Origin of the sequence: Massilia hydrophila, from assembly GCF_020208145.1 — a bacterium.
Lineage (GTDB): Bacteria > Pseudomonadota > Gammaproteobacteria > Burkholderiales > Burkholderiaceae_D > Telluria > Telluria hydrophila.
Map to the genome: position 1 here is coordinate 125,164 of NZ_JAHYBX010000009.1, position 23,136 is coordinate 148,299.

19 protein-coding genes are annotated in these 23,136 nt (G+C 67.1%); 5 read left to right on the forward strand and 14 right to left on the reverse strand.

Going from position 1 to position 23,136, the window contains the following annotated elements:
• Positions 1–3: 3 nt before the first annotated feature.
• Genes LE190_RS18385 through lptF form a run of 3 tightly spaced genes read right to left on the reverse strand, consistent with a single transcriptional unit; the run spans position 4 to position 2,743 of the window.
• Complete coding sequence (locus LE190_RS18385; protein ID WP_225240063.1) at positions 4–381, reverse strand: CbiX/SirB N-terminal domain-containing protein; 378 nt, start codon at positions 379–381, stop codon at positions 4–6.
• Between the two features lie 11 nt (positions 382–392).
• Positions 393–1,577 carry an LPS export ABC transporter permease LptG gene (lptG, locus tag LE190_RS18390; RefSeq protein WP_225240064.1) on the reverse strand — a complete coding sequence of 395 codons (1,185 nt, stop codon included), beginning with the start codon at positions 1,575–1,577 and terminating at the stop codon, positions 393–395.
• Positions 1,574–2,743 carry an LPS export ABC transporter permease LptF gene (lptF, locus tag LE190_RS18395; RefSeq protein ID WP_225240065.1) on the reverse strand — a complete coding sequence of 390 codons (1,170 nt, stop codon included), beginning with the start codon at positions 2,741–2,743 and terminating at the stop codon, positions 1,574–1,576. Before lptF ends, lptG begins: the two co-directional genes overlap by 4 nt.
• An 89-nt stretch (positions 2,744–2,832) precedes the next feature.
• On the opposite strand from lptF, the gene LE190_RS18400 reads away from it, so the two are divergent.
• Positions 2,833–4,335 carry a leucyl aminopeptidase gene (locus tag LE190_RS18400; protein WP_225240066.1) on the forward strand — a complete coding sequence of 501 codons (1,503 nt, stop codon included), beginning with the start codon at positions 2,833–2,835 and terminating at the stop codon, positions 4,333–4,335.
• Positions 4,336–4,440: 105 nt separating this feature from the next.
• On the opposite strand, the gene LE190_RS18405 is transcribed toward LE190_RS18400, so the two are convergent.
• From LE190_RS18405 to LE190_RS18415, 3 genes are read right to left on the reverse strand one after another with little or no spacing between them, the layout of a single operon-like run.
• Positions 4,441–4,926: a hypothetical protein gene (locus tag LE190_RS18405; protein WP_225240067.1), complete on the reverse strand. Its 486-nt coding sequence runs from the start codon at positions 4,924–4,926 to the stop codon at positions 4,441–4,443.
• Between the two features lie 48 nt (positions 4,927–4,974).
• Positions 4,975–5,190, reverse strand: coding sequence for a DUF1653 domain-containing protein (locus tag LE190_RS18410; protein WP_225240068.1), 216 nt, complete (start codon positions 5,188–5,190; stop codon positions 4,975–4,977).
• Between the two features lie 2 nt (positions 5,191–5,192).
• On the reverse strand, positions 5,193–5,543 hold the full coding sequence (locus tag LE190_RS18415) for a phiTE_015 family protein (protein WP_225240069.1): 351 nt from the start codon (positions 5,541–5,543) through the stop codon (positions 5,193–5,195).
• A 500-nt stretch (positions 5,544–6,043) separates the two neighbouring features.
• Here LE190_RS18415 and xth point away from each other — a divergent pair, with 500 nt between their 5' ends.
• Positions 6,044–6,829: an exodeoxyribonuclease III gene (xth, locus tag LE190_RS18420; RefSeq protein ID WP_225240070.1), complete on the forward strand. Its 786-nt coding sequence runs from the start codon at positions 6,044–6,046 to the stop codon at positions 6,827–6,829.
• Here xth and LE190_RS18425 read toward each other — a convergent pair.
• The 7 genes from LE190_RS18425 to LE190_RS18455 form a co-directional block, all read right to left on the reverse strand.
• Positions 6,806–9,487 carry an EAL domain-containing protein gene (locus tag LE190_RS18425; protein WP_225240071.1) on the reverse strand — a complete coding sequence of 894 codons (2,682 nt, stop codon included), beginning with the start codon at positions 9,485–9,487 and terminating at the stop codon, positions 6,806–6,808. The two genes, xth and LE190_RS18425, sit on opposite strands and share 24 nt — an antisense overlap.
• 136 nt (positions 9,488–9,623) lie before the next feature.
• A complete protein-coding gene (prpF, locus tag LE190_RS18430) occupies positions 9,624–10,826 on the reverse strand; it encodes a 2-methylaconitate cis-trans isomerase PrpF (RefSeq protein ID WP_225240072.1) in 1,203 nt (400 codons plus the stop codon).
• A 127-nt stretch (positions 10,827–10,953) separates the two neighbouring features.
• Positions 10,954–13,560, reverse strand: a complete 2,607-nt coding sequence (acnD, locus tag LE190_RS18435) for a Fe/S-dependent 2-methylisocitrate dehydratase AcnD (protein ID WP_225240073.1) — start codon at positions 13,558–13,560, stop codon at positions 10,954–10,956.
• Positions 13,561–13,622: 62 nt separating this feature from the next.
• The gene (gene prpC, locus LE190_RS18440; RefSeq protein WP_225240074.1) at positions 13,623–14,783 is read right to left on the reverse strand and encodes a bifunctional 2-methylcitrate synthase/citrate synthase; all 1,161 of its coding nucleotides are present in this window, start codon (positions 14,781–14,783) and stop codon (positions 13,623–13,625) included.
• Positions 14,784–14,806: 23 nt separating this feature from the next.
• Positions 14,807–15,697: a methylisocitrate lyase gene (gene prpB, locus LE190_RS18445; protein WP_225240075.1), complete on the reverse strand. Its 891-nt coding sequence runs from the start codon at positions 15,695–15,697 to the stop codon at positions 14,807–14,809.
• 206 nt (positions 15,698–15,903) lie between these two features.
• Positions 15,904–17,565, reverse strand: a complete 1,662-nt coding sequence (locus LE190_RS18450; protein WP_225240076.1) for a cation acetate symporter — start codon at positions 17,563–17,565, stop codon at positions 15,904–15,906.
• Positions 17,562–17,912 (reverse strand): DUF485 domain-containing protein, encoded by a 351-nt coding sequence (locus LE190_RS18455; protein ID WP_225240077.1) that lies wholly within the window; start codon positions 17,910–17,912, stop codon positions 17,562–17,564. Before LE190_RS18455 ends, LE190_RS18450 begins: the two co-directional genes overlap by 4 nt.
• A 183-nt stretch (positions 17,913–18,095) precedes the next feature.
• Here LE190_RS18455 and prpR point away from each other — a divergent pair, with 183 nt between their 5' ends.
• The 3 genes from prpR to LE190_RS18470 all read left to right on the forward strand — a co-directional run bounded on the left by prpR (position 18,096) and on the right by LE190_RS18470 (position 22,409).
• Positions 18,096–19,706 (forward strand): propionate catabolism operon regulatory protein PrpR, encoded by a 1,611-nt coding sequence (prpR, locus tag LE190_RS18460; protein ID WP_225240078.1) that lies wholly within the window; start codon positions 18,096–18,098, stop codon positions 19,704–19,706.
• 154 nt (positions 19,707–19,860) lie between these two features.
• Positions 19,861–21,240, forward strand: a complete 1,380-nt coding sequence (locus tag LE190_RS18465) for a pyridoxal-phosphate dependent enzyme (RefSeq protein WP_225240093.1) — start codon at positions 19,861–19,863, stop codon at positions 21,238–21,240.
• Positions 21,237–22,409, forward strand: a complete 1,173-nt coding sequence (locus tag LE190_RS18470) for a trans-sulfuration enzyme family protein (protein WP_225240079.1) — start codon at positions 21,237–21,239, stop codon at positions 22,407–22,409. Before LE190_RS18465 ends, LE190_RS18470 begins: the two co-directional genes overlap by 4 nt.
• Here the strand turns inward: LE190_RS18470 and LE190_RS18475 are convergent, their stop codons facing one another.
• Positions 22,410–23,135, reverse strand: a complete 726-nt coding sequence (locus LE190_RS18475; protein ID WP_225240080.1) for an SDR family NAD(P)-dependent oxidoreductase — start codon at positions 23,133–23,135, stop codon at positions 22,410–22,412.
• Position 23,136: the final 1 nt, after the last annotated feature.

Genomic DNA, 23,136 nt, shown 5'->3' on the forward strand with positions numbered 1-23,136 from the left:
CGCTCAGCCGAGGGCGCGCACGCAGTAGTCGCTCATCGCCGCCTGCACGCCCGGATCTTCGCCGATCGCGCCCGCCACCTGCAGCCGCAGGCCGGGATGGGCGGCGCGGATGCCGTCCGCCAGCAGCGGCAGGTCGCGCAGCAGATGGCCGCCCTGCCCCAGGAACACGGGCACCACGGTGATGTCGTTTACTCCTTCCTCCACCAGCGCGGCGACCGCCTGCGGCAGGCGCGGCTCCATCAGCTCCAGGAAGGTCAGGCGCACGCGCACGTCCGGCAAGCGCGCCGCGGTCTGCTCGCGCAGGCGCTCGAAGGGCGCGGCCCAGGATGCGGCGCGCGCGCCGTGCGCGAACAGGACCAGGGCGCGGGTAGTGGAAGGCACGGGAAGCACCATCAATGCCGCTCCACCCACCACAGGGCGCCGATCGCCAGCAGCAGGAACAGCAGGCTGGGCGCGGCCGCCGTGAAGAAGGCCGGCAGCGCGGTCAGGACGCCCAGGTGCGAGAACAGCGCGTTGAGCAGCAGGAAGCTCACGCCGATCATGATGCCAACAAAAATCTTCAGGCTCACGCCGCCGCTGCGCGTGTGCAGGTAGGCGAAGGGAAGCGCCAGCGCCATCAGCACCAGGATCGACAGCGGGTCGATGATCTTCTTCCAGAACGCCACCTTGAAACGGTCGGTCTCCTGGCGGTTCTCGGCCAGGTGGCGGGTGTACACGGCCAGCTCGTTGGCCGACATGCGTTCCGGGTCCGAGCGCGACACCGACAGGATCTTGGGGGTGATCTCGGAGGCCAGTTCGAGCGTGTCGAGCTTGCGCGTCGACACGGCCGCGGTCTCCTGGCCGAAGCTGGCCGCCACCGACTGCCCTTCGGGCACCGGGCTGCCGGGCGCCGGCAGCGTGCGGCTGTTGGAGAACATGGTCTCGGTGACCCCGGTGAGGCGCCAGGTGTTGTCGCCGCGGTAGGTGCCGCCGCTGGCCGTGATCAGGGAACGCATGCGCATGTTGGCGTCGAACTCGTACAGGCGCACGTCCACCAGCTGGCCGTCGTTGCGGATCTGGCGCACGTTGAAGAAGCGGGTGCCGACCACCGGGCCCTTGATGCCGTCGGTATGCACGCTGTCCTTGGTCCACATGCCGGAGCGGAAGTCGGTCGACAGGGTGGAGCCCTTGGCGGCCAGGCGCACCCGCTCGGCCAGGGGCGCCGTGCGCGGGGTGATCAGTTCGCCGAACACGAAGGTGATCAGGACGAACACGACGCCGATCCGGAACAGCATCCAGGCCGCCATCCGGGTCGACATCGAGGAAGCGCGCATGATGGTGAATTCGGAACTCGAGGCGAATTGCGCCATCGTGTAGATGGTGCCGATCAGGGCCGCCACCGGCATCACCTGGTACACGTTGCCCGGCACCAGCAGCAGCGCATACATCAGCGCATGCTGGAATTCATAGCCGCCCTTGCCGACCGAGGGCAGCTCGCCGGTGAGGTCCATGAAGGAGATCAGGGCCAGGAAGGCGACCAGCACGAAGGCGACCGCCTGCGCGATGTTCACCGCAAAATAACGCTGCAGGACGCTCATTCTGCCTCCGCCCTGGCCGGCGCCGCCGCTGCCGCGGCCGGGCTGCGGCGCTGGCCGCGGCGCCGCTTCCAGGCACCCAGCAAGGCCAGCGGATGCCAGCGGTGGTTGACGTTCAGGCGCCAGGCGAACAGCGCCAGCACGGTCAGCGCGGCGGCCAGGTGCAGCGGCCACCAGGCCATGTCGAAATCGAGCTTGGCGCGCTTGACGCTGTTTTCCATCAGCTTGTTCAGGTTCAGGTAGGTAAAGAAGATCAGCAGCGCCAGGATCATGTTGGCCGAGCTGCCGGCACGCGGATTGACGAAGCCCAGCGGGATCGCCAGCAGCATCAGGACCAGGCAGATGATCGGCGCGGAGATGCGGTCGAGCAGTTCGGCGCGGGTGTACTGGTTATCGAACTGCAGCAGCACCGAGGTGGGCAGCGCATTGCTGGGGGTGTCGGCGCCGAGCACCGGGGCGCGGGTCGCCACGCGCATCTTGTAGCGCTCGAACTCCATCGACTGGAAGTCGGCCTGGCCGGGCCTGCCCTGGTAGCGCCGCCCGTTGCTCAGCACCAGGTACTGGCCGCCCTTGGCATCGGTCTCGATCACGCCTTCCTTGGCCACCACCACCGCGGTGTTGCCGTTCTTGTCCTGCGAGTTGACGAACACGTTCTGCACCACGGTGGCGCCGGTGGTCGAGCGTTCGACGAAGAAGACGCGGTCCGCCGAGGAAGACTCGCGGAACTGGCCGGGGGCGACCCGCTTGAGGTCTTCGCGGTTCTGGAAGCGCTCCACGAACTCGATGCGCTTCATGGCCGCCCACGGCGCCACCAGCAGCGACAGCGCCGCCACCACCACCATGATCGGCAGGCCGAAGCTCAGCACCGGGCGGATCCAGCGGCTCAGCGACATGCCGGAGGCGAACCACACCACCATCTCGGAATCGCGGTAGCTGCGCGTGACCGCGCCCAGCACCGAGATGAACACGGTAAGGGTGAGGATGGTGGGCAGGTAGTTCAGGATGGCGAAGCCGATCAGGGCCAGCACGTCGCCGGAATCGACCTTGCCGCCGGCGGCCTTGCCGAGGACCGTGATCAGGGTCCAGGTGACCAGGATCGTGAACAGCACCGTGAAGGTGGCGCCGGCCGAACTGGCCAATTCACGTTGCAGGGCGCGTCGAAAGATCATTCAATAAGTAGCTATAATTGCAGGTTAGGCACGGCAGTATGGAAATCGACATCACTGCGGCACCGCGAAAACGAACCGGAGAACCAAAAATGGACTTTAGCATAAAAGCATTCGACACCAAGAACACCCTGTCCGCCGCAAAAACCGGCGTGCTGGCCGTGGCCGTGTTCGAGAACAAGAAGCTGTCGCAGGCCGCCCAGGCACTCGATGCCGGCGGCGCCATCAGCGCGGCGGTGAAGTCCGGCGACATCAGCGGCAAGCCCGGTTCGACCTTGCTGCTGCGCGGCGTGAGCGGCGTCGCCGCCGCCCGCGTGCTGCTGGTGGGCATGGGCGCCGACGACACGGTGAGCGAAAAGAACTACGGCACCGCCGTCGGCGCGGCCCTGAAAGTCTTCGGCACCCTGGGCAGCGCGGATGGCATTATCGCATTCCCGCTGGCCGATGTGAAAGACCGCGACGTCAACTGGGCGGTGCAAACCCTGGTGATCGCCGCCAACGAGACCGAGCACCGCACCGATACGCAAAAGAGCAAGAAGGACCCTGTGCCTTCCGGCGTGCGCAAGATCGTGATCGCTGCCGACGCCGCGAATGCCGCCACCGCGCTCAAGCCGGTCCTGGCCCAGGCGCTCGCCATCTCGAACGGCATGGCCCTGACCAAGGAACTGGGCAACCTGTCGCCGAACGTGTGCACCCCGACCTACCTGGCCAACACCGCGCGCCAGCTGGCTGACGCGTATGGCTTCGAGATCGAGGTCCTCGAGCGCAAGCAGCTCGAAGCCCTGAAGATGGGCAGCTTCCTGGCGGTGGCCAAGGGCAGCGAAGAAGCGCCGAAGTTCATCGTGCTCAAGCACATGGGCGGCAACAAGAAGGATGCGCCGACCGTCCTGGTGGGCAAAGGCATCACCTTCGACACCGGCGGCATCTCGCTCAAGCCGGGTCCGAACATGGACGAGATGAAGTACGACATGTGCGGCGCCGGTTCGGTGCTGGGCACCTTCCGCGCGATCGGCGAGATGAACCTGAAGCTGAACGTGATCGGCATCGTGGCCGCCTGCGAGAACATGCCCTCGGGCCGCGCCACCAAGCCAGGCGACATCGTGAGCTCGATGAACGGCCTCACCATCGAGATCCTGAATACCGACGCCGAAGGCCGCCTGATCCTGTGCGACGCCCTCACCTACGCCGAGCGCTTCAAGCCGGCCGCCGTGGTCGACATCGCCACGCTCACCGGCGCCTGCATCGTGGCCCTGGGCCACCATACAAGCGGCCTGTTCACCCGCCACGACGAGGCGCACGACGCGCTGGCCCAGGAACTGCTGGACGCCGGCAAGCAGGCGGGCGACGTGGCATGGCGCTTCCCGCTGGGCGAGAACTACAACGAGCAGCTGAAGTCGAACTTCGCCGACCTGGCCAACATCGGTACCCCGGGCGCGGCCTCGATCACGGCGGCCTGCTTCCTGGAGAACTTCACCCGCAAGTACACCTGGGCCCACCTGGACATCGCCGGCACCGCCTGGAAGTCGGGCGCGAACAAGGGTGCCACCGGCCGTCCGGTGCCGCTCCTGACCACCTTCCTGATGAACCGCGTGTAAGCGCAGCCGGAGCACGAAGGCCGCCGTGAAATAATATTTCACGGCGGCCTTTAAAATGAAAGATTATTTCATCGCTCATGGGCAGGTCCGCCTGCCCGGCAATCTTCAGAACACCCGCGTTTCCACCCGCTGCAGCGCGTTCACCTCGGCCGCCACTTTCGCCGGCGCCATCAATACGGTCAGGTTGACCGGATAAGCCCAGCTCGCCCCCGCCCAGCGGTCGAGCGCGATGCCCATGCCGGCGCTGATGACCGCGTTTCCGATCAGGCTCATCGCATCGGGACGCGAGCCGAAGATCTCCTGCCCGCTCGCCGCGCCCGCCTTCTTGCAGTCGACCACCAGTGGCGCCGCGCTGCGCGTGATCGTGACCCGGCCGGGCGCGACCACGAACCAGCGCCCCATGTCATTGGTCAGCACGCAGCCGACGCCGGCCACCTCCTGGTAGTCGAGCACCGCGTGCACTTCCAGCATTTGCTGCAGCGGTGCGTCGGCAATGGTGGCGCAGCCGCCCAGCAGGAACGGGGCAGCCAGCAGGGAGAGGATGGAACGGGAGAAACGACGCGGCATGGTGGCGGTGGATAGATGTTTCATCCCACCATTAACGGCAGCGCAGGCCACATGCTGAAGGGTCAGGATGCCTCAGTCGGAGCCGGCATCGTCGAGCGCGCGAAAGCGGGGCTGCGCCACGCCATCGGCATGGACGGTTTCGAAGAAGGCGGCGCGCGGGCGCACCCAGACCTTGCCGTCCTGGCCGCGGTAGACCATCACGGGCGTGTGGTCCGCTTCCAGCACGGCCTCGACGAGCAGTTCGTAGAGGCCGCCCTTGTAGTGGCGGTAGTGCCTGGCTGCAGACAAACTCAGGCCTTGCTGTCCTCGAGGCTCTTCTGCTTCTTCTTCAGGCCCTGGATGACCTTCAGCACGCCTTCCATGCCGGCGGCCTCGTCCAGTTCGCTGAACGCATCGAGCACCTCGTTGAGCACGCGGTTGCGTACCGTTGCCTCGTCCTGGGTCAGCGCAGGCTTCTGCCCGGCGTCCTTCGCGAACCTGGAAGGCGCCTCGGCCGCAGCCTTGGCCCCGTGCGTCAGGGCGGCCTGCCAGATCACCCAGCGGCGCTGGGTTTCGTAGACGAGGTATTCCTCGGGCTTGTCCTCGCGGCGGCGGGTGATATGCCCTTCGCGCTGGGCCCACGCTTCGAATGCAGTGCGCATTTCAGTCCTTTGTAAATCGGCGTTCGGATTCATCGCTATCGAAAGATACGGTGGCGAATCGGTTATTACCATGCACCAGGCGGGCCCGGCTGCCATGCATGCAGCCATTGGGACAGCCCCGAACATCTGTCTTCATTTCCGTAGATAGTACAAGATTAGTTGCACCATCACAACTATTGTAATGCTTGCGTAGAAACAGTGTTAAATACTGTGGCGCTAGTTTAATTCTTTTGCGAACGTTTTTACAGCCCCTGAAGACGGTAATTGCAAATTTTTTTAATAATATATTAATTTATTTTAGCATAGCCAATTGTTTCACACACAATTCTGTAGGCTAATTAGCAACGGTTTTTCGAAGCGGGGACGATCCCCGTAAGTGTTTTCCACAATTCAGGCGTTTGCGCCGCATCAAACGGAAATGTTGCATTTCGCGCATAGGCACATGCTGCCGCACAGGATCGCAAGCGGTTATCATGCCGGTTTTGCCTATAGACCCGCCCATGAAGATCGCCACCTGGAACGTCAATTCCCTGAAAGTCCGCCTCCAGCACCTGCTCGCCTGGCTGGAGGCCAATCCGGTGGACGTCCTCTGTGTCCAGGAAACCAAGCTGACCGACGACAGGTTTCCCGCCGCGGAGCTCAAGGCGATCGGCTACGAAGCCGCATTCAGCGGCCAGAAGACCTACAACGGGGTGGCCATCCTGTCCCGGCACCCGATCGAGTCGGTGCAGAAGAACAATCCGCTGTTCGCCGACGAGCAGCAGCGCATCCTGGCCGCCACCATCGGCGGCATGCGCATCGTGTGCGCCTACATGCCGAACGGCCAGGAGATCGGCAGCGACAAGTTCGCCTACAAGATGGCCTGGCTGGATGCGCTGCGCGCCTGGATCGCCGACGAGATGCGCGCCCATCCTCGCCTGGCCCTGCTGGGCGACTACAACATTGCGCCGGAAGCGCGCGACGTGCACGATCCGGCCGAATGGGAGCACCGCATCCACTTCACGGCGCCGGAACGCGCGCAGATGGCGGCGCTGATGGAACTGGGACTGCTCGACGCCTTCCGCCTGTTCGCGCAGCCGGAAAAACAGTACAGCTGGTGGGACTACCGCCAGATGGCATTTCGCCGCAACCGCGGCCTGCGCATCGACCACATCCTGCTCAGCCGCGAACTGGCGGCGCACTGCACGGCCTGCGGCATCGACCGCGAGACCCGCAAGTGGGAACAGCCGTCCGACCACGCGCCGGTGGTCGCCACGCTCGACTCAGGCGCCCTGCTGCAGGGCTGAACCGCGCAGCAGGCGGGCAGCCTCGCCGGCCGGCAGCGGGCGCGCGAACAGGTAGCCCTGGGCCAGCTGGCAGCCCTGCCCGCCCAGCAGCTGGTACTGGCCCTCGGTCTCGACGCCTTCGGCCACCACCGACAGCTGCAGGCTGTTGGCCAGCGCCATCACGGCCGCCACGATGGCGCGGTCTTCGGAACTGGCTTCGAGCTCGCGCACGAAGGCGCGGTCGATCTTGATCTTGCGCACCGGGAAGCGCTTCAGGTAGGCCAGGCTCGAATAGCCGGTGCCGAAATCGTCGATCGACAGGCGCATGCCCATGTCGTTGATCTGGCGTAGCGTGTCGAGGGTCTGGCCGCCGTGCTGCATCAGCGCGGTCTCGGTGATCTCGAATTCCACCAGCGCCGGGTCGATCCCGGTCTCGCCCACGATGCGGCGGATCGATTCCACCAGGCCGTCGTGCATGAACTGGCGCGCCGACAGGTTGATCGCCAGCGGCACCGCCGGCAAGCCCTGGCGCTGCCAGGCCATGCTCTGTTCGCAGGCGGTGCGGATCACCCATTCGCCCACCGGCACGATCATGCCGTTCTCTTCGAGGATGGGGATGAATTCGTCCGGCCCCACCAGCACGGTATTGGCGTCCGCGCCGCCCGCGCCGCCTTCGCTGCGCCGGCGCCAGCGCAGCAGCACTTCGAGCGCGTGCAGGCGCCGGGTGGCGGTGCAGATGATCGGCTGGTAGTGCAGCTCGAACTCGCTGCGCAGCAGGGCGCCACGCAGGTTCGATTCCAGCTCGAAGCGGCGCGCCGCGGCCTGGTTCATGCCCTGGTCGAAGAACTGGTAGTTGTTGCGCCCCAGCGCCTTGGCGTGGTACATCGCGGCGTCGGCGTGGCGCATCAGGGTCTCGACGTCGCCGCCATCGTCCGGGCACAGGCAGATGCCGATCGAGGGCGAGATGTGCAGGCTGTGCCCTTCCAGCGGGAAGGGCGTGGACAGCGCCTCGATGATCTTGTCGCCCACCAGCGCGCACTCGGCCGCGCCGCCGACATCGGGCAGCAGCACCACGAACTCGTCGCCGCCCAGGCGCGCCACGGTATCGCTGGCGCGCACCGCCGCGCACAGGCGGCGCGCCACCTCGCGCAGCAGGTGGTCGCCGGTGGCATGGCCGAGCGAATCGTTAATGGTCTTGAAGCGGTCGAGGTCGAGGAACATCACCGCCAGGGCACGCCCGCCCTTCCTGCTGTTCCTCTGCGCGGCGCGCAGCGCGCACTCGAGGCGGTCGGCCAGCAGGGCGCGGTTGGGCAGGCCGGTCAGGCTGTCGTGGTAGGCCATGTGGTGCACCCGCGCCTCGGCCTGGCGGCGCTCGACGATCTCTTCCTGCAGCAGCGCGTTGGCCCCGGCCAGCTCGGCGGTGCGCTCGGCCACCCGGATCTCCAGCTCGTCGCGCGCGCGCCGGATCGCGTCGGCCGCCTCGCGCTGGGCGGTGACGTCGTCCAGCAGCCAGACGCTGCGCCCCGCCTTCTCGGCCACGTCGAACAGGCGTCCCGACAGGCGCGCCCAGAAGCGGCTGCCGTCGCGCCGCGCCATCTGGTGTTCCGCGCTGTGCACCGGCCCTTCGCGGAAGCTGCGCGCCGTATCGCGGCGCGCCTGGCGCCAGGTGACGTCGTCCGGATACAGGTCGCGCACCGGACGGCCGTCCATGCCGCCGGCCGGGCTGCCGAACAGCTCCTCCATCTTGGCGTTGCAATGCAGGGTGACGCCGTTTTCCACCACGGCGATGCCCAGCACCGCGTTGTCGAGGATGGCGCGGTTTTCCATCAGCGCGTTGCGCAGCTGGATCTCGTCGGCCCGCTCGCGGGTGCGGTCCTCGAACATCCAGATCGCGCCCAGCGCCGGGTCCTCCGGATTGAACAGGTAGCCGTTCAGCTGGCCCCAGATGCGGGTGCCGTCCTTGCGCACCAGCTCCGTCTCGGCGCGGTAGGGAATGCCGCGCGCCAGCTGCGGGTAGGCGTGCACGCTGAAGTCGTGCCAGGACTGGTCGTCCGGGTGGACGATGCGGGTCGAGCGGCCCAGCGCTTCGCCGTCGCGGTAGCCGAACATGGCGCTGAAGGCCGGGTTGTAGCGCTGGATGATGCGGTTGCGCGTGTACATGATGCCGATCGTGGCGTTGTTCATGATCGCCTGCATCTCGAACAGCGTCTGGCGCACCTCGGTCACGTCCTCGACGATCCAGATGGTACCGGCTTCGCGCGTGGCCGGATCGACCGCGCGCCCGCGCAGCCGGGCCCAGATCATGGAACCGTCGCGGCGCCGGAACGGGTGTTCCCCCTTCTCGTACAGGCCGCCCGCGGCCAGCACCGGATAGGCTTCCGCGGTCAGTGCCTGGTAATCCTCGGGCGTGCCGAACACCTCGGCCGGATGCAGCCGGCTCAGCTCCTCGTGGGAATAGTCGAGCATCTCGCAGATGCGCGGATTGCAGGACTTGAAGGCGCCTGGCAGCGTGAAGACGATACCGACCGGCGCGTTTTCCAGGATCGCGCGCTGCTCGCGCAGCGCGATGCGCAGCATCTCGTGGTCGAGATCGCGGGCGTCCGGCTGCGCGCAGGCGTCGGCGGCAGGGGCGGAGGCGGGGCTGGCTGCAAGCATCGGCTCGCTGGAAAGTCGGGGCATGGAATCTTGATTGTTGCTTGGCTAACTTGCCATTTAGCAATCATAAACCACAAACCTTTGACGATCCAAAACTAAAAAGCACAAAAACGGGCCGTGTTGTTGCGGCCCGTCAAAGTGGCACCGTCAACGTTCCATATTAAAGGCAGTCTCCGGGGACGCGCACCCAGCCTTCCATCAACACCCGCGCACTGCGGCTCATGATGGCCTTGGCCACGCTCCACTGGCCATCGCGCAGCACCGCCTGGGCGCCGACGCGCAGGGTGCCGGACGGGTGGCCGAAACGCACCGCGCTGCGCTCGCCGCCACCGGCGGCCAGGTTGACCAGGGTGCCGGGAATCGCCGCGGCGGTGCCGATCGCCACGGCGGCCGTGCCCATCATGGCGTGGTGCAGCTTGCCCATCGAGAGTGCGCGCACCAGCAGGTCGATGTCGCCGGCATCGACCTGCTTGCCGCTCGACGCCTGGTAGCTCGCCGGCGGGGCGACGAAGGCTACCTTGGGCGTGTGCTGGCGCCGGGCCGCTTCCTCGATGCTCGAAATCAGGCCCATGCGCAGGGCGCCGTGGGCGCGGATGGTCTCGAACATGGCCAGCGCGCGCGGGTCGCCATTGATGGCCTCCTGCAGTTCGGTCCCGAGGTAGCCGATCGCGTCGGCCTGTACGAAGATGGTCGGGATGCCGGCGTTGATCATGGTCGCCTTGAGTGTGCCGACACCGGGCACCTCGAGCTCGTCGACCAGGTTCCCGGTCGGGAACATGGCAGTAGCCATGCCGGCGCCAGCGCCCTCTTCTTCCGCGGCCGGGTCGAGGAATTCGAGCTGCACTTCGGCCGCCGGGAAGGTCACGCCATCCAGTTCGAAGTCGCCGGTTTCCTGCACCGCGCCGTTCGTTACCGGGACGTGGGCGATGATGGTCTTGCCGATATTGGCCTGCCAGATGCGCACCGTGGCCACGCCGTCCTGCGGAACGCGGGCCGGGTCGAGCAGGCCGCTGGCGATCGCGAAGGATCCGACCGCCGAGGACAGGTTGCCGCAGTTGCCGCTCCAGTCCACGAAGGGCCTGTCGATCGCGACCTGGCCGAACAGGTAGTCGACATCGTGGCCGGGCTTGTCGCTCCTGGCGACGATCACGGCCTTGCTGGTGCTGGAGGTGGCGCCGCCCATGCCGTCGATCTGCTTGCCGTAGGGGTCGGGGCTGCCGATCACGCGCAGCAGCAGCGCGTCGCGCGCCGGGCCGGGAACCCGGGCGGCTTCGGGCAGGTCTTGCAGGCGGAAGAACACGCCTTTGCTGGTGCCGCCGCGCATGTAGGTGGCGGGGATCTTGATTTGGGGAGTGTGTGCCATATAAATCCTTATGGGCGATTCGAACGCGTCTTCACCGCGTGGGCGGGAAACCCTCCCACCCTACAAAATCAAGATGTTTCGTAGGGTGGGCAGGTCCCCTGCCCACGCGGTCAAATTCCGTTCGCGATTACGCGGCGACCTTCGGGACGCTCGACTCGAGGAAATCCTGCGCGAAGCGCTGCAGCACGCCCCCGGCCTCGTAGATCGCCACTTCCTCGGCGGTATCGAGGCGGCAGGTCACCGGCACTTCCACGCGCTCGCCGTTGCGGCGATGGATGACCAGGGTCAGGTCGGTGCGCGGCGTGCGCTCGCCACGCACGTCGAAGGTCTCGGTGCCGTCGATGCCCAGGGTGAGGCGGTTCACGCCCGGCTTGAACTCGAGCGGCAGCACGCCCATGCCCACCAGGTTGGTGCGGTGGATGCGCTCGAAGCCTTCGGCCACGATCGCCTCCACGCCCGCCAGTCGAACCCCTTTGGCTGCCCAGTCGCGCGACGATCCCTGGCCGTAGTCGGCGCCGGCGACCACGATCAGTGGCTGCTTGCGCTCCATGTAGGTCTCGATCGCTTCCCACATGCGCGTCACTTGCCCTTCCGGCTCGATGCGCGCCAGCGATCCCGCCTTTACATTGCCCATCGCGTCGCGCACCATCTCGTTCTTCAGGGTCGGGTTCGCAAACGTCGCGCGCTGCGCCGTCAGGTGGTCGCCCCGGTGGGTCGCGTAGGAATTGAAGTCCTCTTCCGGCAGGCCCATCTTCGCCAGGTATTCGCCGGCGGCGGAATCGAGCAGGATCGCGTTCGACGGCGACAGGTGGTCGGTGGTGATGTTGTCGCCCAGGACCGCCAGCGGACGCATGCCGGCCAGGCTGCGCGCGCCGGCCAGCGCGCCTTCCCAGTACGGCGGACGGCGGATGTAGGTGCTCTGCGGTCGCCAGTCGTACAGCGGGCTCACCGTCGCGCCATCGTCCGCCACGCGCGCGAACATCGGCGTGTACACCTTGCGGAACTGTTCCGGCTTGACGCTGTTCTCCACCACCGCGTCGATCTCTTCGTCCGACGGCCACAAGTCGGCCAGGCGGATTTCGCGGCCAGCGGTGTCCGTGCCCAGCACGTCCTTCTCGATGTCAAAGCGGATGGTGCCGGCGATCGCATAGGCCACCACCAGCGGCGGCGAGGCCAGGAAGGCCTGCTTGGCATACGGGTGGATGCGGCCGTCGAAGTTGCGGTTGCCCGACAGGACCGCGGTCGCGTACAGGTCGCGCTCGATGATCTCCTGCTGGATGGTCGGGTCGAGCGCGCCGCTCATGCCGTTGCAGGTGGTGCAGGCAAAGGCGACCACGCCGAAGCCCAGCTTTTCCAGCTCGGGCATCAGGCCGGCTTCTTCCAGGTACAGGGCGACGGCCTTGGAACCCGGCGCAAGCGAGCTCTTGACCCAGGGCTTGCGGGTCAAGCCGGCACGGTTGGCGTTGCGGGCGATCAGTCCGGCCGCGATCATGTTGCGCGGATTGTTGGTGTTGGTGCAGCTGGTGATCGCCGCGATGATGACGGCGCCGTCCGGCATCAGGCCTGCTTCGTTCTCGACCCTGCCTGCAATGCCGCGCGCGGCCAGTTCCGAAGTCGGCACGCGCTTGTGCGGGTTCGACGGACCGGCGATATTGCGCACCACGGTCGACAGGTCGAAGGACAGCACGCGCTCGTACTGGGCGCTCGCCAGGCTGTCGGCCCACAGGCCGGCCTGCTTGGCATAGGTTTCGACCAGCTGCACGGTCTCTTCCTCGCGGCCGGTCAGGCGCAGGTACTTGATGGTCTGCTCGTCGATGTAGAACATCGCGGCGGTGGCGCCGAATTCCGGGGCCATGTTCGAGATCGTCGCGCGGTCGCCCAGCGTCAGGCTGGACGCGCCTTCGCCGTAGAACTCGAGGTAGGTGGAAACGACTTTCGACTTGCGCAGGAATTCGGTCAGCGCCAGCACGATGTCGGTGGCGGTGATGCCCGCTTGCGGCTTGCCCGTCAGCTCGACGCCGACGATGTCGGGCAGGCGCATCCAGGAGGCGCGGCCGAGCATGACGCTTTCCGCTTCCAGGCCGCCCACGCCGATCGCGATCACGCCCAGCGCATCGACCATCGGGGTGTGCGAGTCGGTGCCGACCAGGGTATCCGGATAGGCCACGCCCTGTTCCTGCTGGATGACCGGCGACATGCGCTCCAGGTTGATCTGGTGCAGGATGCCGTTCCCCGGCGGGATCACGTCCACGTTCTGGAAGGCCTTCTTGGTCCAGTCGATGAAGTGGAAGCGGTCTTCGTTGCGGCGGTCCTCGATCGCGCGGTTCTTGGCGAAGGCGTCCGGGTCGAAGCCGCCGCACTCGACGGCCAGCGAGTGGTCGACCACCAGCTGGGTCGGCACCACCGGATTGACCAGGGCCGGGTCGCCGCCCTGCGCGGCGATGGCGTCGCGCAGGCCAGCCAGGTCGACCAGCGCGGTCTGGCCCAGGATGTCGTGGCAGACCACGCGCGCCGGGAACCAGGGGAAGTCGAGCTCGCGCTTGCGCTCGATGATCTGCTTCAGCGAATCGGTGAGCGTGGCCGGGTCGCAGCGGCGGACCAGGTTCTCGGCCAGCACGCGCGAGGTATAGGGCAGCGTGTCGTAGGCGCCCGGCTGGATCGCATCGACGGCGCTGCGCGTGTCGAAGTAGTCCAGCGCGGTGCCGGGAAGGGGTTTGCGGTGATTGGTGTTCATGGCGGTACTCGTGTGATTGGCCGGCGCGGGGGCATGCCCGGGCCGGCGCATTCTGTTGACGCTCAGGTGCGGTCGGCGATCGGGACGAACTGCAGGTCTTCCGGACCGACGTAGTTCGCGCTCGGGCGGATGATCTTGTTGTCGATGCGCTGCTCGATGATGTGGGCCGACCAGCCCGAGGTGCGCGAGATCACGAACAGCGGCGTGAACATGGCGGTCGGCACGCCCATCATGTGGTACGACACGGCCGAGAACCAGTCGAGGTTCGGGAACATCTTCTTGACTTCCCACATCACCGATTCCAGGCGCTCGGCGATGTCGAACATCTTCATCGAGCCAGCTTCCTGCGACAGGGTGCGCGCCACTTCCTTGATCACCACGTTGCGAGGGTCGCTGATGGTGTACACAGGGTGGCCGAAGCCGATCACGACTTCCTTGTTGGCGACGCGGTTGCGGATGTCGGCTTCGGCCTCGTCGGCGTTTTCATAGCGCTTCTGGATGTCGAGCGCGACTTCGTTGGCGCCGCCGTGTTTTGGTCCGCGCAGCGCGCCGATCGCGCCGGTGATGGCCGAGTGGATGTCGGACCCGGTGCCGGCGATCACGCGCGACGTGAACGTCGAGGCGTTGAACTCGTGCTCGGCGTACAGGATCAGCGAGGTGTGCATCGCGCGCACCCACGAGTCGCGCGGCTTTTCGCCGTGCAGCAGGTGCAGGAAGTGGCCACCGATCGAGTCGTCGTCGGTTTCGACCTCGATGCGCTTGCCGTTATGGCTGAAGTGGTACCAGTACAGCAGCATCGAGCCGAACGACGCCATCAGGCGGTCGGCGATGTCGCGCGCGCCGGCGATGTTGTGGTCGTCCTTCTCGGGCAGGGTGCAGCCCAGCACTGACACGCCGGTGCGCATCACGTCCATCGGGTGGGCGCCGGCCGGCAGCGCTTCCAGCGCGCTCTTCACCGCTTGCGGCAGGCCGCGCAGCGATTTCAGCTTGGCCTTGTAGCCCTTCAGTTCCGCCTGGGTGGGCAGCTTGCCGTGCACCAGCAGGTAGGCGATTTCCTCGAACTCGCAGGTGTTCGCGACGTCCAGGATATCGTAGCCGCGGTAGTGCAAATCGTTACCCGACTTGCCCACCGAGCACAGCGCGGTATTGCCGGCGGCGACGCCGGACAGGGCCACCGATTTCTTCGGCTTGAACGTTGGGGTCTCGTTGTTCTGGGTGCTCATGCGTGGATTCTCCTGAGTCTGCGTTATGTGGTTTTCTTCTGGGCGAACAGCGCGTCCAGTTTCTGCTCGTAGCGATGGTAGTCGATGCGGTCGTACAGTTCGGCGCGGGTCTGCATCGTGTCCAGCACGTTCTGCTGGGTGCCGTCGCGGCGGATCGCCTGGTACACGTTCTCGGCCGCCTTGTTCATGGCGCGGAAGGCCGACAGCGGATACAGCGCGATGGACACGTTGGCGCTGCGCAGCTCGTCGAGCGTGAACAGCGGGGTCGAGCCGAACTCGGTGATGTTGGCCAGCACCGGCACCTTGACGGCGTCGGCGAACTGTTTATACATCTCCAGGCTCGTCATCGCTTCCGGGAAGATCATGTCGGCGCCCGCTTCCACGCAGGCGACGGCGCGCTCGATGGCGGCGTCCAGCCCTTCCACGGCCAGCGCGTCGGTGCGCGCCATGATCACGAAGTCCCCGTCGTGGCGGGCATCGGCGGCGGCCTTGACGCGGTCCACCATCTCGTCCTTGCCGACGATTTCCTTGCCCGGACGGTGGCCGCAGCGCTTGGCGCCGACCTGGTCCTCGATATGGCAGGCGGCGGCGCCGGCCTTTTCCAGGCTGCGCACGGTGCGCGCCACGTTGAAGGCAGAGGCGCCGAAGCCGGTGTCGATATCGACCAGCAGCGGCAGGTCGCACACGTCGGTGATGCGGCGCACGTCGATCAGCACGTCTTCCAGGCTCGAAATGCCCAGGTCCGGCAGGCCCAGCGAACCGGCGGCCACGCCGCCGCCCGACAGGTAGATGGCGCGGTAGCCGGCGCGCTTGGCCAGCAGCGCGTGGTTGGCGTTGATGGCGCCGATGACCTGCAGCGGGGATTCTTCCTGGACGGCCTTGCGGAAGGCGGCGCCAGCGGAGGTGAGACTCATGCTTGTCCTTTCGAGTGATGCGTTGAGCGAATACGGGTTAGCTAATGCAAGTGGCGTGCCAGTCGCGCTTTCGCCCGAATTTCAAGGACTTGGCGCCGTTTGCCCCACCCACGTGTTTCAATCGAACGCAACATGCAACATAAAGTGAAACATTGTAGCAACAAAAAACCCCGCCGCGGCGGGGTTCGGTGATCGAAGCGCGGGCTTCAGTGGGCCGAGGCGGCCGCGGCGCCGATGCCGGTCTCGGAGCGTACTTCCTGTGCTTCGAAGCCGGCCCTGTCGATCGCGGCGCGCGGGCTCTTGTCGGTGACCGAGAAGAACCAGATGCCAAAGAAGCCGACCGCCATCGAGAACATCGCCGGCGAGGTGTACGGGAAGATCGCTTGCGCATTGCCCAGCACATCGACCCAGACCGATTTCGACACCACGGTCAGCACGACGGCCGTGGCCAGGCCCAGGAAGCCGCCGACGGTGGCGCCGCGGGTGGTGCAGTCCTTCCACAGCACCGACATGAACAGGACCGGGAAGTTGGCCGAGGCGGCGATCGCGAAGGCCAGCGACACCATGAAGGCGACATTCTGCTTCTCGAACGCGATCCCGAGGAATACCGCAATGATGCCCAGCGCGATAGTGGTGATCTTCGACACCTTCAGCTCATCGGCGCTGTTGGCCTTGCCCTTCTTGAACACGGTGGCGTACAGGTCGTGCGACACCGCCGAGGCGCCCGACAGGGTCAGGCCGGCTACCACCGCCAGGATGGTCGCGAAGGCCACCGCCGAGATGAAGCCGAGGAAGATGTCGCCGCCCACGGCATTGGCCAGGTGCACCGCCGCCATGTTGTTGCCGCCCAGGAGCTTGCCGGCGGCGTCCTTGAAGGCCGGATTGGTCCCGACCAGCACGATCGCGCCAAAGCCGATGATGAAGGTGAGGATGTAGAAGTAGCCGATCCAGGTGGTGGCCCACAGCACCGACTTGCGCGCTTCCTTCGCGCTCGGGACGGTGAAGAAGCGCATCAGGATGTGCGGCAGGCCGGCGGTGCCGAACATCAGCGCCATGCCGAACGAGATCGCCGAGATCGGGTCTTTCAGGAAGGTACCCGGGCCCATGATGGAGTCGCCCTTGGCGTGCACCTCGGTGGCGGCCGAGAACAGCTGCTCGGGGCTGAAGTTGTACTGCGCCAGCACCGCGAAGGCCATGTAGGACGCGCCCGACAGCAGCAGCACGGCCTTGATGATCTGCACCCAGGTAGTCGCGGTCATGCCGCCGAACAGCACGTAGACCATCATCAGGAGGCCCACGATCACCACCGCGATCCAGTATTCCAGGCCGAACAGCAGCTTGATGAGCTGGCCGGCGCCGACCATCTGCGCGATCAGGTAGAAGGCCACCACCACCAGGGTGCCCGACGCCGCGAACACGCGGATCGGTTTCTGGTGGAAGCGGTAGGCGGCCACGTCGGCGAAGGTATAGCGGCCCAGGTTGCGCAGGCGCTCGGCCATCAGGAAGGTGATCACCGGCCAGCCGACAAGGAAGCCGATGGCGTAGATCAGGCCATCGAAACCGTCCAGGAACACGGCGGCGGAAATGCCGAGGAAACTGGCCGCCGACATGAAGTCGCCGGCGATCGCCAGGCCGTTCTGGAAGCCCGAGATGCCGCCGCCGGCGGTGTAGAAGTCGGAGGCCGAGCGGGTCTTGGCGGCGGCCCACTTGGTGATGAACAGGGTCAGCACCACGAAGATCGCGAACATGCTGATCGCGGTCCAGTTGGTGGCCTGCTTGGTGGCCTGGCCGAGGTCGGGCGCGGCCAGGACGGCGCCGCTGGCGGCCAGCAGCGCCGGCGCGAGGACGATACGGTTCAGGGTGTTCATGCGGCCACCTTCCTTCCGCTGCCGTTGCCGCTGCCGTTGCCGCTGGCTGCATTGGCCTTGATGGCGTCGGTCAGGCGGTCGTACTCGCCGTTGGCGCGGCGCACGTAGACGGCGGTGATCACGACGGTAAACAGGATCACGAACAGGCCCAGCGGAATGCCCCAGGTCATGACGCCGTCGCCGAAACGGCTGCCCATGAATTCCTTGTCGAAGGCGCAGAGCAGTGTGAAGCCGTAGTACACGACCATCATGCTCCAGGTGAGGATCCAGCCGAAGCGCGAGCGCGCCCTGACCAGCTTGCGGTAATTGGGGTCGGCCTTGACCCGCTGTACGATGTCTTGTTCCACTTCTGTCTCCGGTAGTTATCGTGATGCCTTTTTTTACAGGCTGGGGCCCATCCTACGGGTGCGGCCTTACCGCATTCTTACGACCGCTTACTTGTGAGCGCTTACTTGTGAGCGCTTGCGCAGCCGGCAGCGCCGCGGGCACTGGCCGCAAGCACGGCGCACGGATCGGCTACACTTGCCGCCATGAGTGATCCCTCCCGCAGCCCCGCCGACGGCGGCGACAAGCCCGTGATCTGGACAGTGTCGGTATCGCGCCTGTCCGACCTGTTCCGCGACATCACCCTCGAGTACGACCACCTGGCCACGATCGAGCCGCTGCACCTGGGCTTCGACGAGGCGGCGCGCCGTATCCGCGAACGCATGGCCGCCGAGCGCTGCGACGTGGTGATCGCGGCCGGCTCCAACGCGGCCTACCTGAAGGGCCGGGTGGCGGCGCCGGTGGTGGTGGCCAGGGCCAGCGGCTTCGACGTGATGCAGGCGCTGGCGCGGGCGCGCCGGGTGTCGGCACGCATCGGCGTGATCAGCTACGGCACACCCTTGCCGGAACTGGCCGACTTCGCGGCCACTTTCGGCCTCGACATCGCCCAGCGCACCTACGTCACGGAAGAAGACGCGCGCGCTGCCATCCATGAACTGAAGGCCGCGGGCATCGCCGTGATCGTCGGCGCCGGCCTGGCCACCGACCTGGCCGAGGAAGCGGGGCTGGCCGGGGTGTTCCTGTATTCGGCCGCGTCGATCCGGCAGGCCTTCGACGACGCGCTCGAGATGGCGCGCCTGACCCGGCTCGAAGCGAACCACGGCCGGCGCAGCGCCTCGCTCGAGGCGCGCCGCGCGCGGCGCGGCCTGCACGACCTGCGCGGCGATTCAGGCGCAATGGAGCGCCTGCGCCAGACCGTGGTGCTGTATGCGCGTTCGCCGGCCACGGTGCTGATCCAGGGCGAGACCGGCAGCGGCAAGGAACTGGTGGCCCAGGCGATCCACCGCGAGGGCCTGCGGCGCGCGCTCAACCGCCCTTTCGTGGCGGTGAACTGCGGCGCGATCGCCGAGTCGCTGCTGGAATCGGAACTGTTCGGCCACGAGGAAGGCGCCTTCACCGGGGCCCGGCGCGGCGGCCACGCCGGCCTGTTCGAGGCCGCCAACGGCGGCACCCTGTTCCTCGACGAGATCGGCGAGATGCCGCTCGGCCTGCAGACGCGCCTGCTGCGCGTGCTGGAAGAGCGCGAGGTGATGCGCGTGGGCGGCACCCGGCCGGTGCCGATCGAGGTGCGGGTGATCAGCGCCACCCATTGCGACCTGGAAGCGCGCGTGCGCGAGGGGCGCTTCCGGGCCGACCTGTTCTACCGCCTGGCCGTGCTGCGCCTGGCCCTACCCCCGCTGCGCGCGCGGCGCGCCGACATCGTGCCGCTGGCCGAATGGTCGCTCAAGGGCGCGCTGGCCGCGCTCGACGCGCGTCCGCATCCGAACCTGCATGCCGAGATCGGGGCCTGCGCGGCGCTGCTGGAAGCCTATCCCTGGCCCGGCAACGTGCGCGAACTGCGCAACCTGATGGAGCGCCTGGCCCTGTTCATGGCGGCCGAGCCGCTGCAGGCGCTGACCCCGGCCTTCCTGCTGGCGATCGCGCCCGAGCTGGCGCAGGGGGCGGACGTATCGCCTTCCCTTTCCCCTGCCCTCCCGGCTGCAGCCGGGGAAAGCCTGGACGAGGTGCTGGCGCGCTTCGGCGGCCAGCGCGACGCCGCGGCCCGGCACCTGGGCATCAGCCGCACCACCCTCTGGCGGCGCCTGAAGAAGCGCTAGTTCGGCCATCGGTAGCGGGATCAACACCGGCGCGGCTATTCGCCGTATCATGACATTTTTGTATGGCCTGGCGCCGGAGGAGCGCCAGCTCGTCGACCAGCGTCCGCCCACGAAGCGGCGCGCAACCGGGCCCGGCCCGGCCTTCGGAGGCACTATGCAACATGCGTCGCAAGCTGCACTGTTTTCCCTGATCGGTGACACCCCCTTGATCGAAGTGACCCGGATCGACACCGGTCCCTGCCAGCTGTTCCTGAAACTCGAATCGCAAAACCCCGGCGGCTCCATCAAGGACCGCATCGGCCGCGCCATGATCGAACAGGCCGAGCACGACGGCCGCCTGGCGCCCGGCGGCACGGTGGTCGAAGCCACCGCCGGCAACACCGGCCTCGGCCTGGCCCTGGTCGCGCGCATCAAGGGCTACCGGGTGGTGCTGGTGGTGCCCGACAAGATGGCCCCCGAGAAGATCCTGCACCTGAAGGCGCTCGGCGCCGAGATCCACCTGACCCGTTCCGACGTCGGCAAGGGGCATCCCGACTATTACCAGGACTATGCGGCGCGCCTGGCCAAGGAAATTCCCGGCGCCTGGTTCGCCGACCAGTTCAACAACCCGGCCAACCCGCGCGCCCACGAGACCACCACCGGTCCCGAGATCTGGGACCAGGTCAACCACCGGCTGGATGCGATCGTGGTCGGCGTCGGCTCTTCCGGCACCCTTACCGGCCTGTCGCGCTATTTCAGGAAGGTGCAGCCGAACCTGGAATTCGTGCTGGCCGACCCGAAGGGTTCGATCCTGGCCGACTATGTGAATACCGGCGTGCTGCGCACCGACGCAGGTTCGTGGGCGGTGGAAGGCATCGGCGAAGACTTCATCCCTGGCATCGCCGACCTGTCGCGCGTCAAGAAGGCCTACACCATCGACGACGAGGAAAGCTTTTCCAGCGCACGCCTGCTGCTGCAGCAGGAAGGCATCCTGGGCGGATCGTCCACCGGCACCCTGCTGGCAGCAAGCCTGCGCTACTGCCGGGAACAGACCCGGCCCAAGCGCGTGCTCAGCTTCGTGTGCGACACCGGCACCCGCTACCTGAGCAAGGTCTACAGCGACGGCTGGATGGTCGACCAGGGCCTCATCACGCGCCCCAGGACGGGCGACCTGCGCGACCTGATCGGGCGCCGCCACGACCAGGGCGAGGTGGTGACCGTCGCCCCCACCGACACCCTGCTTACCGCCTTCAACCGCATGCGCAACGCCGACCTGCAGCAGCTGCCGGTGATCGACGCCGGGGGCCGGCTGGCCGGCCTGATCGACGAGTCCGACCTGCTGCTGCACGTGACCGGCAAGGGGGGCGACTTCCATGCCCCCGTCTCGGCCACCATGACTTCCTCGCTCCAGACCCTGCCGCCCACCGCCGGCATGGGCCAGCTGCGCGAAATCCTCGACCGCGGGCTGACCGCCGTGATCCACGACGGCGAGCGCTTCTACGGCCTGATCACCCGCTACGACCTGCTCAACCATCTTCGTAGGACGCTCTCATGACCGACCAGCACAAGCACATCGCCACCCGCGTCATCCACGGCGGCCAGGCGCCGGAACCGGCCACCGGCGCCGTGATGCCGCCGATCTTCGCCACCTCGACCTTCCGCCAGGAGAGTCCGGGCGTGCACAAGGGCCTGGATTACGGCCGCTCGCACAACCCGACCCGCTGGGCACTGGAGCGCTGCGTGGCCGACATCGAAAGCGGCAGCGCCGCCTTTGCCTTCGCTTCCGGCCTGGCCGCGATCGCGGCGGTGCTGGAGCTGCTGCCGGCGAACTCGCACATCGTGGCCGGCGACGACATGTACGGCGGCACCTATCGCCTGTTCGAGCGGGTGCGCCGGCGCAGCGCCGGCCACAGCTTCAGCTACGCCGACCTGACCGACCCCGATGCCCTGGCCAGGGCCCTCACGCCCGAGACGAAGCTGGTGTGGGTCGAGACCCCGACCAACCCGATGCTCAAGCTCGCCGACCTGGCGGCGATCGCGGCGCTGTGCCGCGCGCGCGGCGTGATCACCGTGTGCGACAACACCTTCGCCAGTCCCATCGTCCAGCGCCCGCTGGAACTGGGCTTCGACATCGTGGTGCACTCGACCACCAAGTACATGAACGGCCACTCGGACGTGATCGGCGGGGTGGCGGTGGTCGGCCGCGACGAGCGCCACGCGGCCCTGGCCGAGGGGCTCGGCTTCATCCAGAACGCCGTGGGCGCGATCCAGGGTCCGTTCGACAGCTTCCTGGTGCTGCGCGGAATCAAGACCCTGGCCCTGCGCGTGGAGCGCAGCAGCGCCAACGCGCTGGCCCTGGCCCAGTGGCTGGAGCAGCAGCCGAAGGTGCGCAAGGTGTTCTACCCCGGCCTGGAATCGCACCCCCAGCATGCGCTGGCGCGGCGCCAGATGAACGGTTTCGGCGGCATCGTCTCGATCGACCTGGCCACCGACCTGGCCGGCAGCCGGCGCTTCCTCGAAGCCTGCGAGGTGTTCACCCTGGCCGAAAGCCTGGGCGGCGTCGAGAGCCTGATCGAGCACCCGGCGCTGATGACCCATGCGACCATCCCGCCCGAGCAGCGCGCCGGACTGGGCATCGGCGACGGCCTGATCCGGCTGTCGGTCGGCATCGAGCACCTGGAAGACCAGCGCGACGACCTGCGCCGCGCGCTGGCGGCCATCTGACTAGAGCTGGCACAGGCGGCCGCCGTCGACCAGCAGCGAGGCGCCCTGGATGAAGGCCGCATCGCTCGACGCCAGGAAGGCGATCGCGGCCGCGACCTGCGCGGGCTTGCCGACCTCGGAGGGACCGAGGTGCTCGGTGCCGGATTTCACCTGCGGGTTGTTCCACAGCATCGGGGTGTCGACGGCGCCCGGCAGGATGGCGTTCACCCGGATGCCCTTCGGGATGCCTTCGATCGCCGCCGAGCGCGTCAGGGAAAGCAGTGCCGCCTTGGCGGCGGCGTAGGGTGCGACGTTCGGCTCGGTTTCGAGCGCATGCACGCTGGCGACGTTGACGATCGCGCCGCCGGGCCGCATATGCAGGAAGCCCTGCTTGACGAAATAGAACGCGCCCAGCAGGTCGACCCGCAGAATCTTGTTCCACTGCGCGCCGTCCAGTTCCTCGATCGGCCGGAACATCATGAGTCCGGCGTTGTTGACGACGACGTCCAGCCGGCGATAGCGCTGCATGACCCGGTCGACGGCTGCGCTTACCTGCCCCTCGTCACCCACGTCGCACACGACCTGCAGCGTATCGCCCCGGACCTGCGCGGCGGCTGCCGCCAGCGCCTTCGCATCCTGGTCGACCAGCGCCACCGACGCACCCTCGGCGCCGAAACGCCGGGCCGTGGCGAGGCCGATGCCGCCAGCGGCGCCGGTGACGATCACGACCTGGTTCGAGAAACGCATG

Bases quoted from the DNA above. Each gene is read 5' to 3' on its own strand.
- LE190_RS18470 (WP_225240079.1), top strand. From the start codon at position 21,237: ATGACCGACCAGCACAAGCACATCGCCACCCGCGTCATCCACGGCGGC.
- LE190_RS18400 (WP_225240066.1), top strand. From the start codon at position 2,833: ATGGACTTTAGCATAAAAGCATTCGACACCAAGAACACCCTGTCCGCC.
- LE190_RS18425 (WP_225240071.1), bottom strand. From the start codon at position 9,487: ATGCCCCGACTTTCCAGCGAGCCGATGCTTGCAGCCAGCCCCGCCTCC.
- acnD (WP_225240073.1), bottom strand. From the start codon at position 13,560: ATGAACACCAATCACCGCAAACCCCTTCCCGGCACCGCGCTGGACTAC.
- prpF (WP_225240072.1), bottom strand. From the start codon at position 10,826: ATGGCACACACTCCCCAAATCAAGATCCCCGCCACCTACATGCGCGGC.
- LE190_RS18415 (WP_225240069.1), bottom strand. From the start codon at position 5,543: ATGCGCACTGCATTCGAAGCGTGGGCCCAGCGCGAAGGGCATATCACC.
- LE190_RS18450 (WP_225240076.1), bottom strand. From the start codon at position 17,565: ATGAACACCCTGAACCGTATCGTCCTCGCGCCGGCGCTGCTGGCCGCC.
- lptG (WP_225240064.1), bottom strand. From the start codon at position 1,577: ATGAGCGTCCTGCAGCGTTATTTTGCGGTGAACATCGCGCAGGCGGTC.
- prpC (WP_225240074.1), bottom strand. From the start codon at position 14,783: ATGAGCACCCAGAACAACGAGACCCCAACGTTCAAGCCGAAGAAATCG.
- LE190_RS18405 (WP_225240067.1), bottom strand. From the start codon at position 4,926: ATGAAACATCTATCCACCGCCACCATGCCGCGTCGTTTCTCCCGTTCC.
- prpB (WP_225240075.1), bottom strand. From the start codon at position 15,697: ATGAGTCTCACCTCCGCTGGCGCCGCCTTCCGCAAGGCCGTCCAGGAA.
- xth (WP_225240070.1), top strand. From the start codon at position 6,044: ATGAAGATCGCCACCTGGAACGTCAATTCCCTGAAAGTCCGCCTCCAG.
- LE190_RS18475 (WP_225240080.1), bottom strand. From the start codon at position 23,135: ATGCGTTTCTCGAACCAGGTCGTGATCGTCACCGGCGCCGCTGGCGGC.
- lptF (WP_225240065.1), bottom strand. From the start codon at position 2,743: ATGATCTTTCGACGCGCCCTGCAACGTGAATTGGCCAGTTCGGCCGGC.
- prpR (WP_225240078.1), top strand. From the start codon at position 18,096: ATGAGTGATCCCTCCCGCAGCCCCGCCGACGGCGGCGACAAGCCCGTG.
- LE190_RS18465 (WP_225240093.1), top strand. From the start codon at position 19,861: ATGCAACATGCGTCGCAAGCTGCACTGTTTTCCCTGATCGGTGACACC.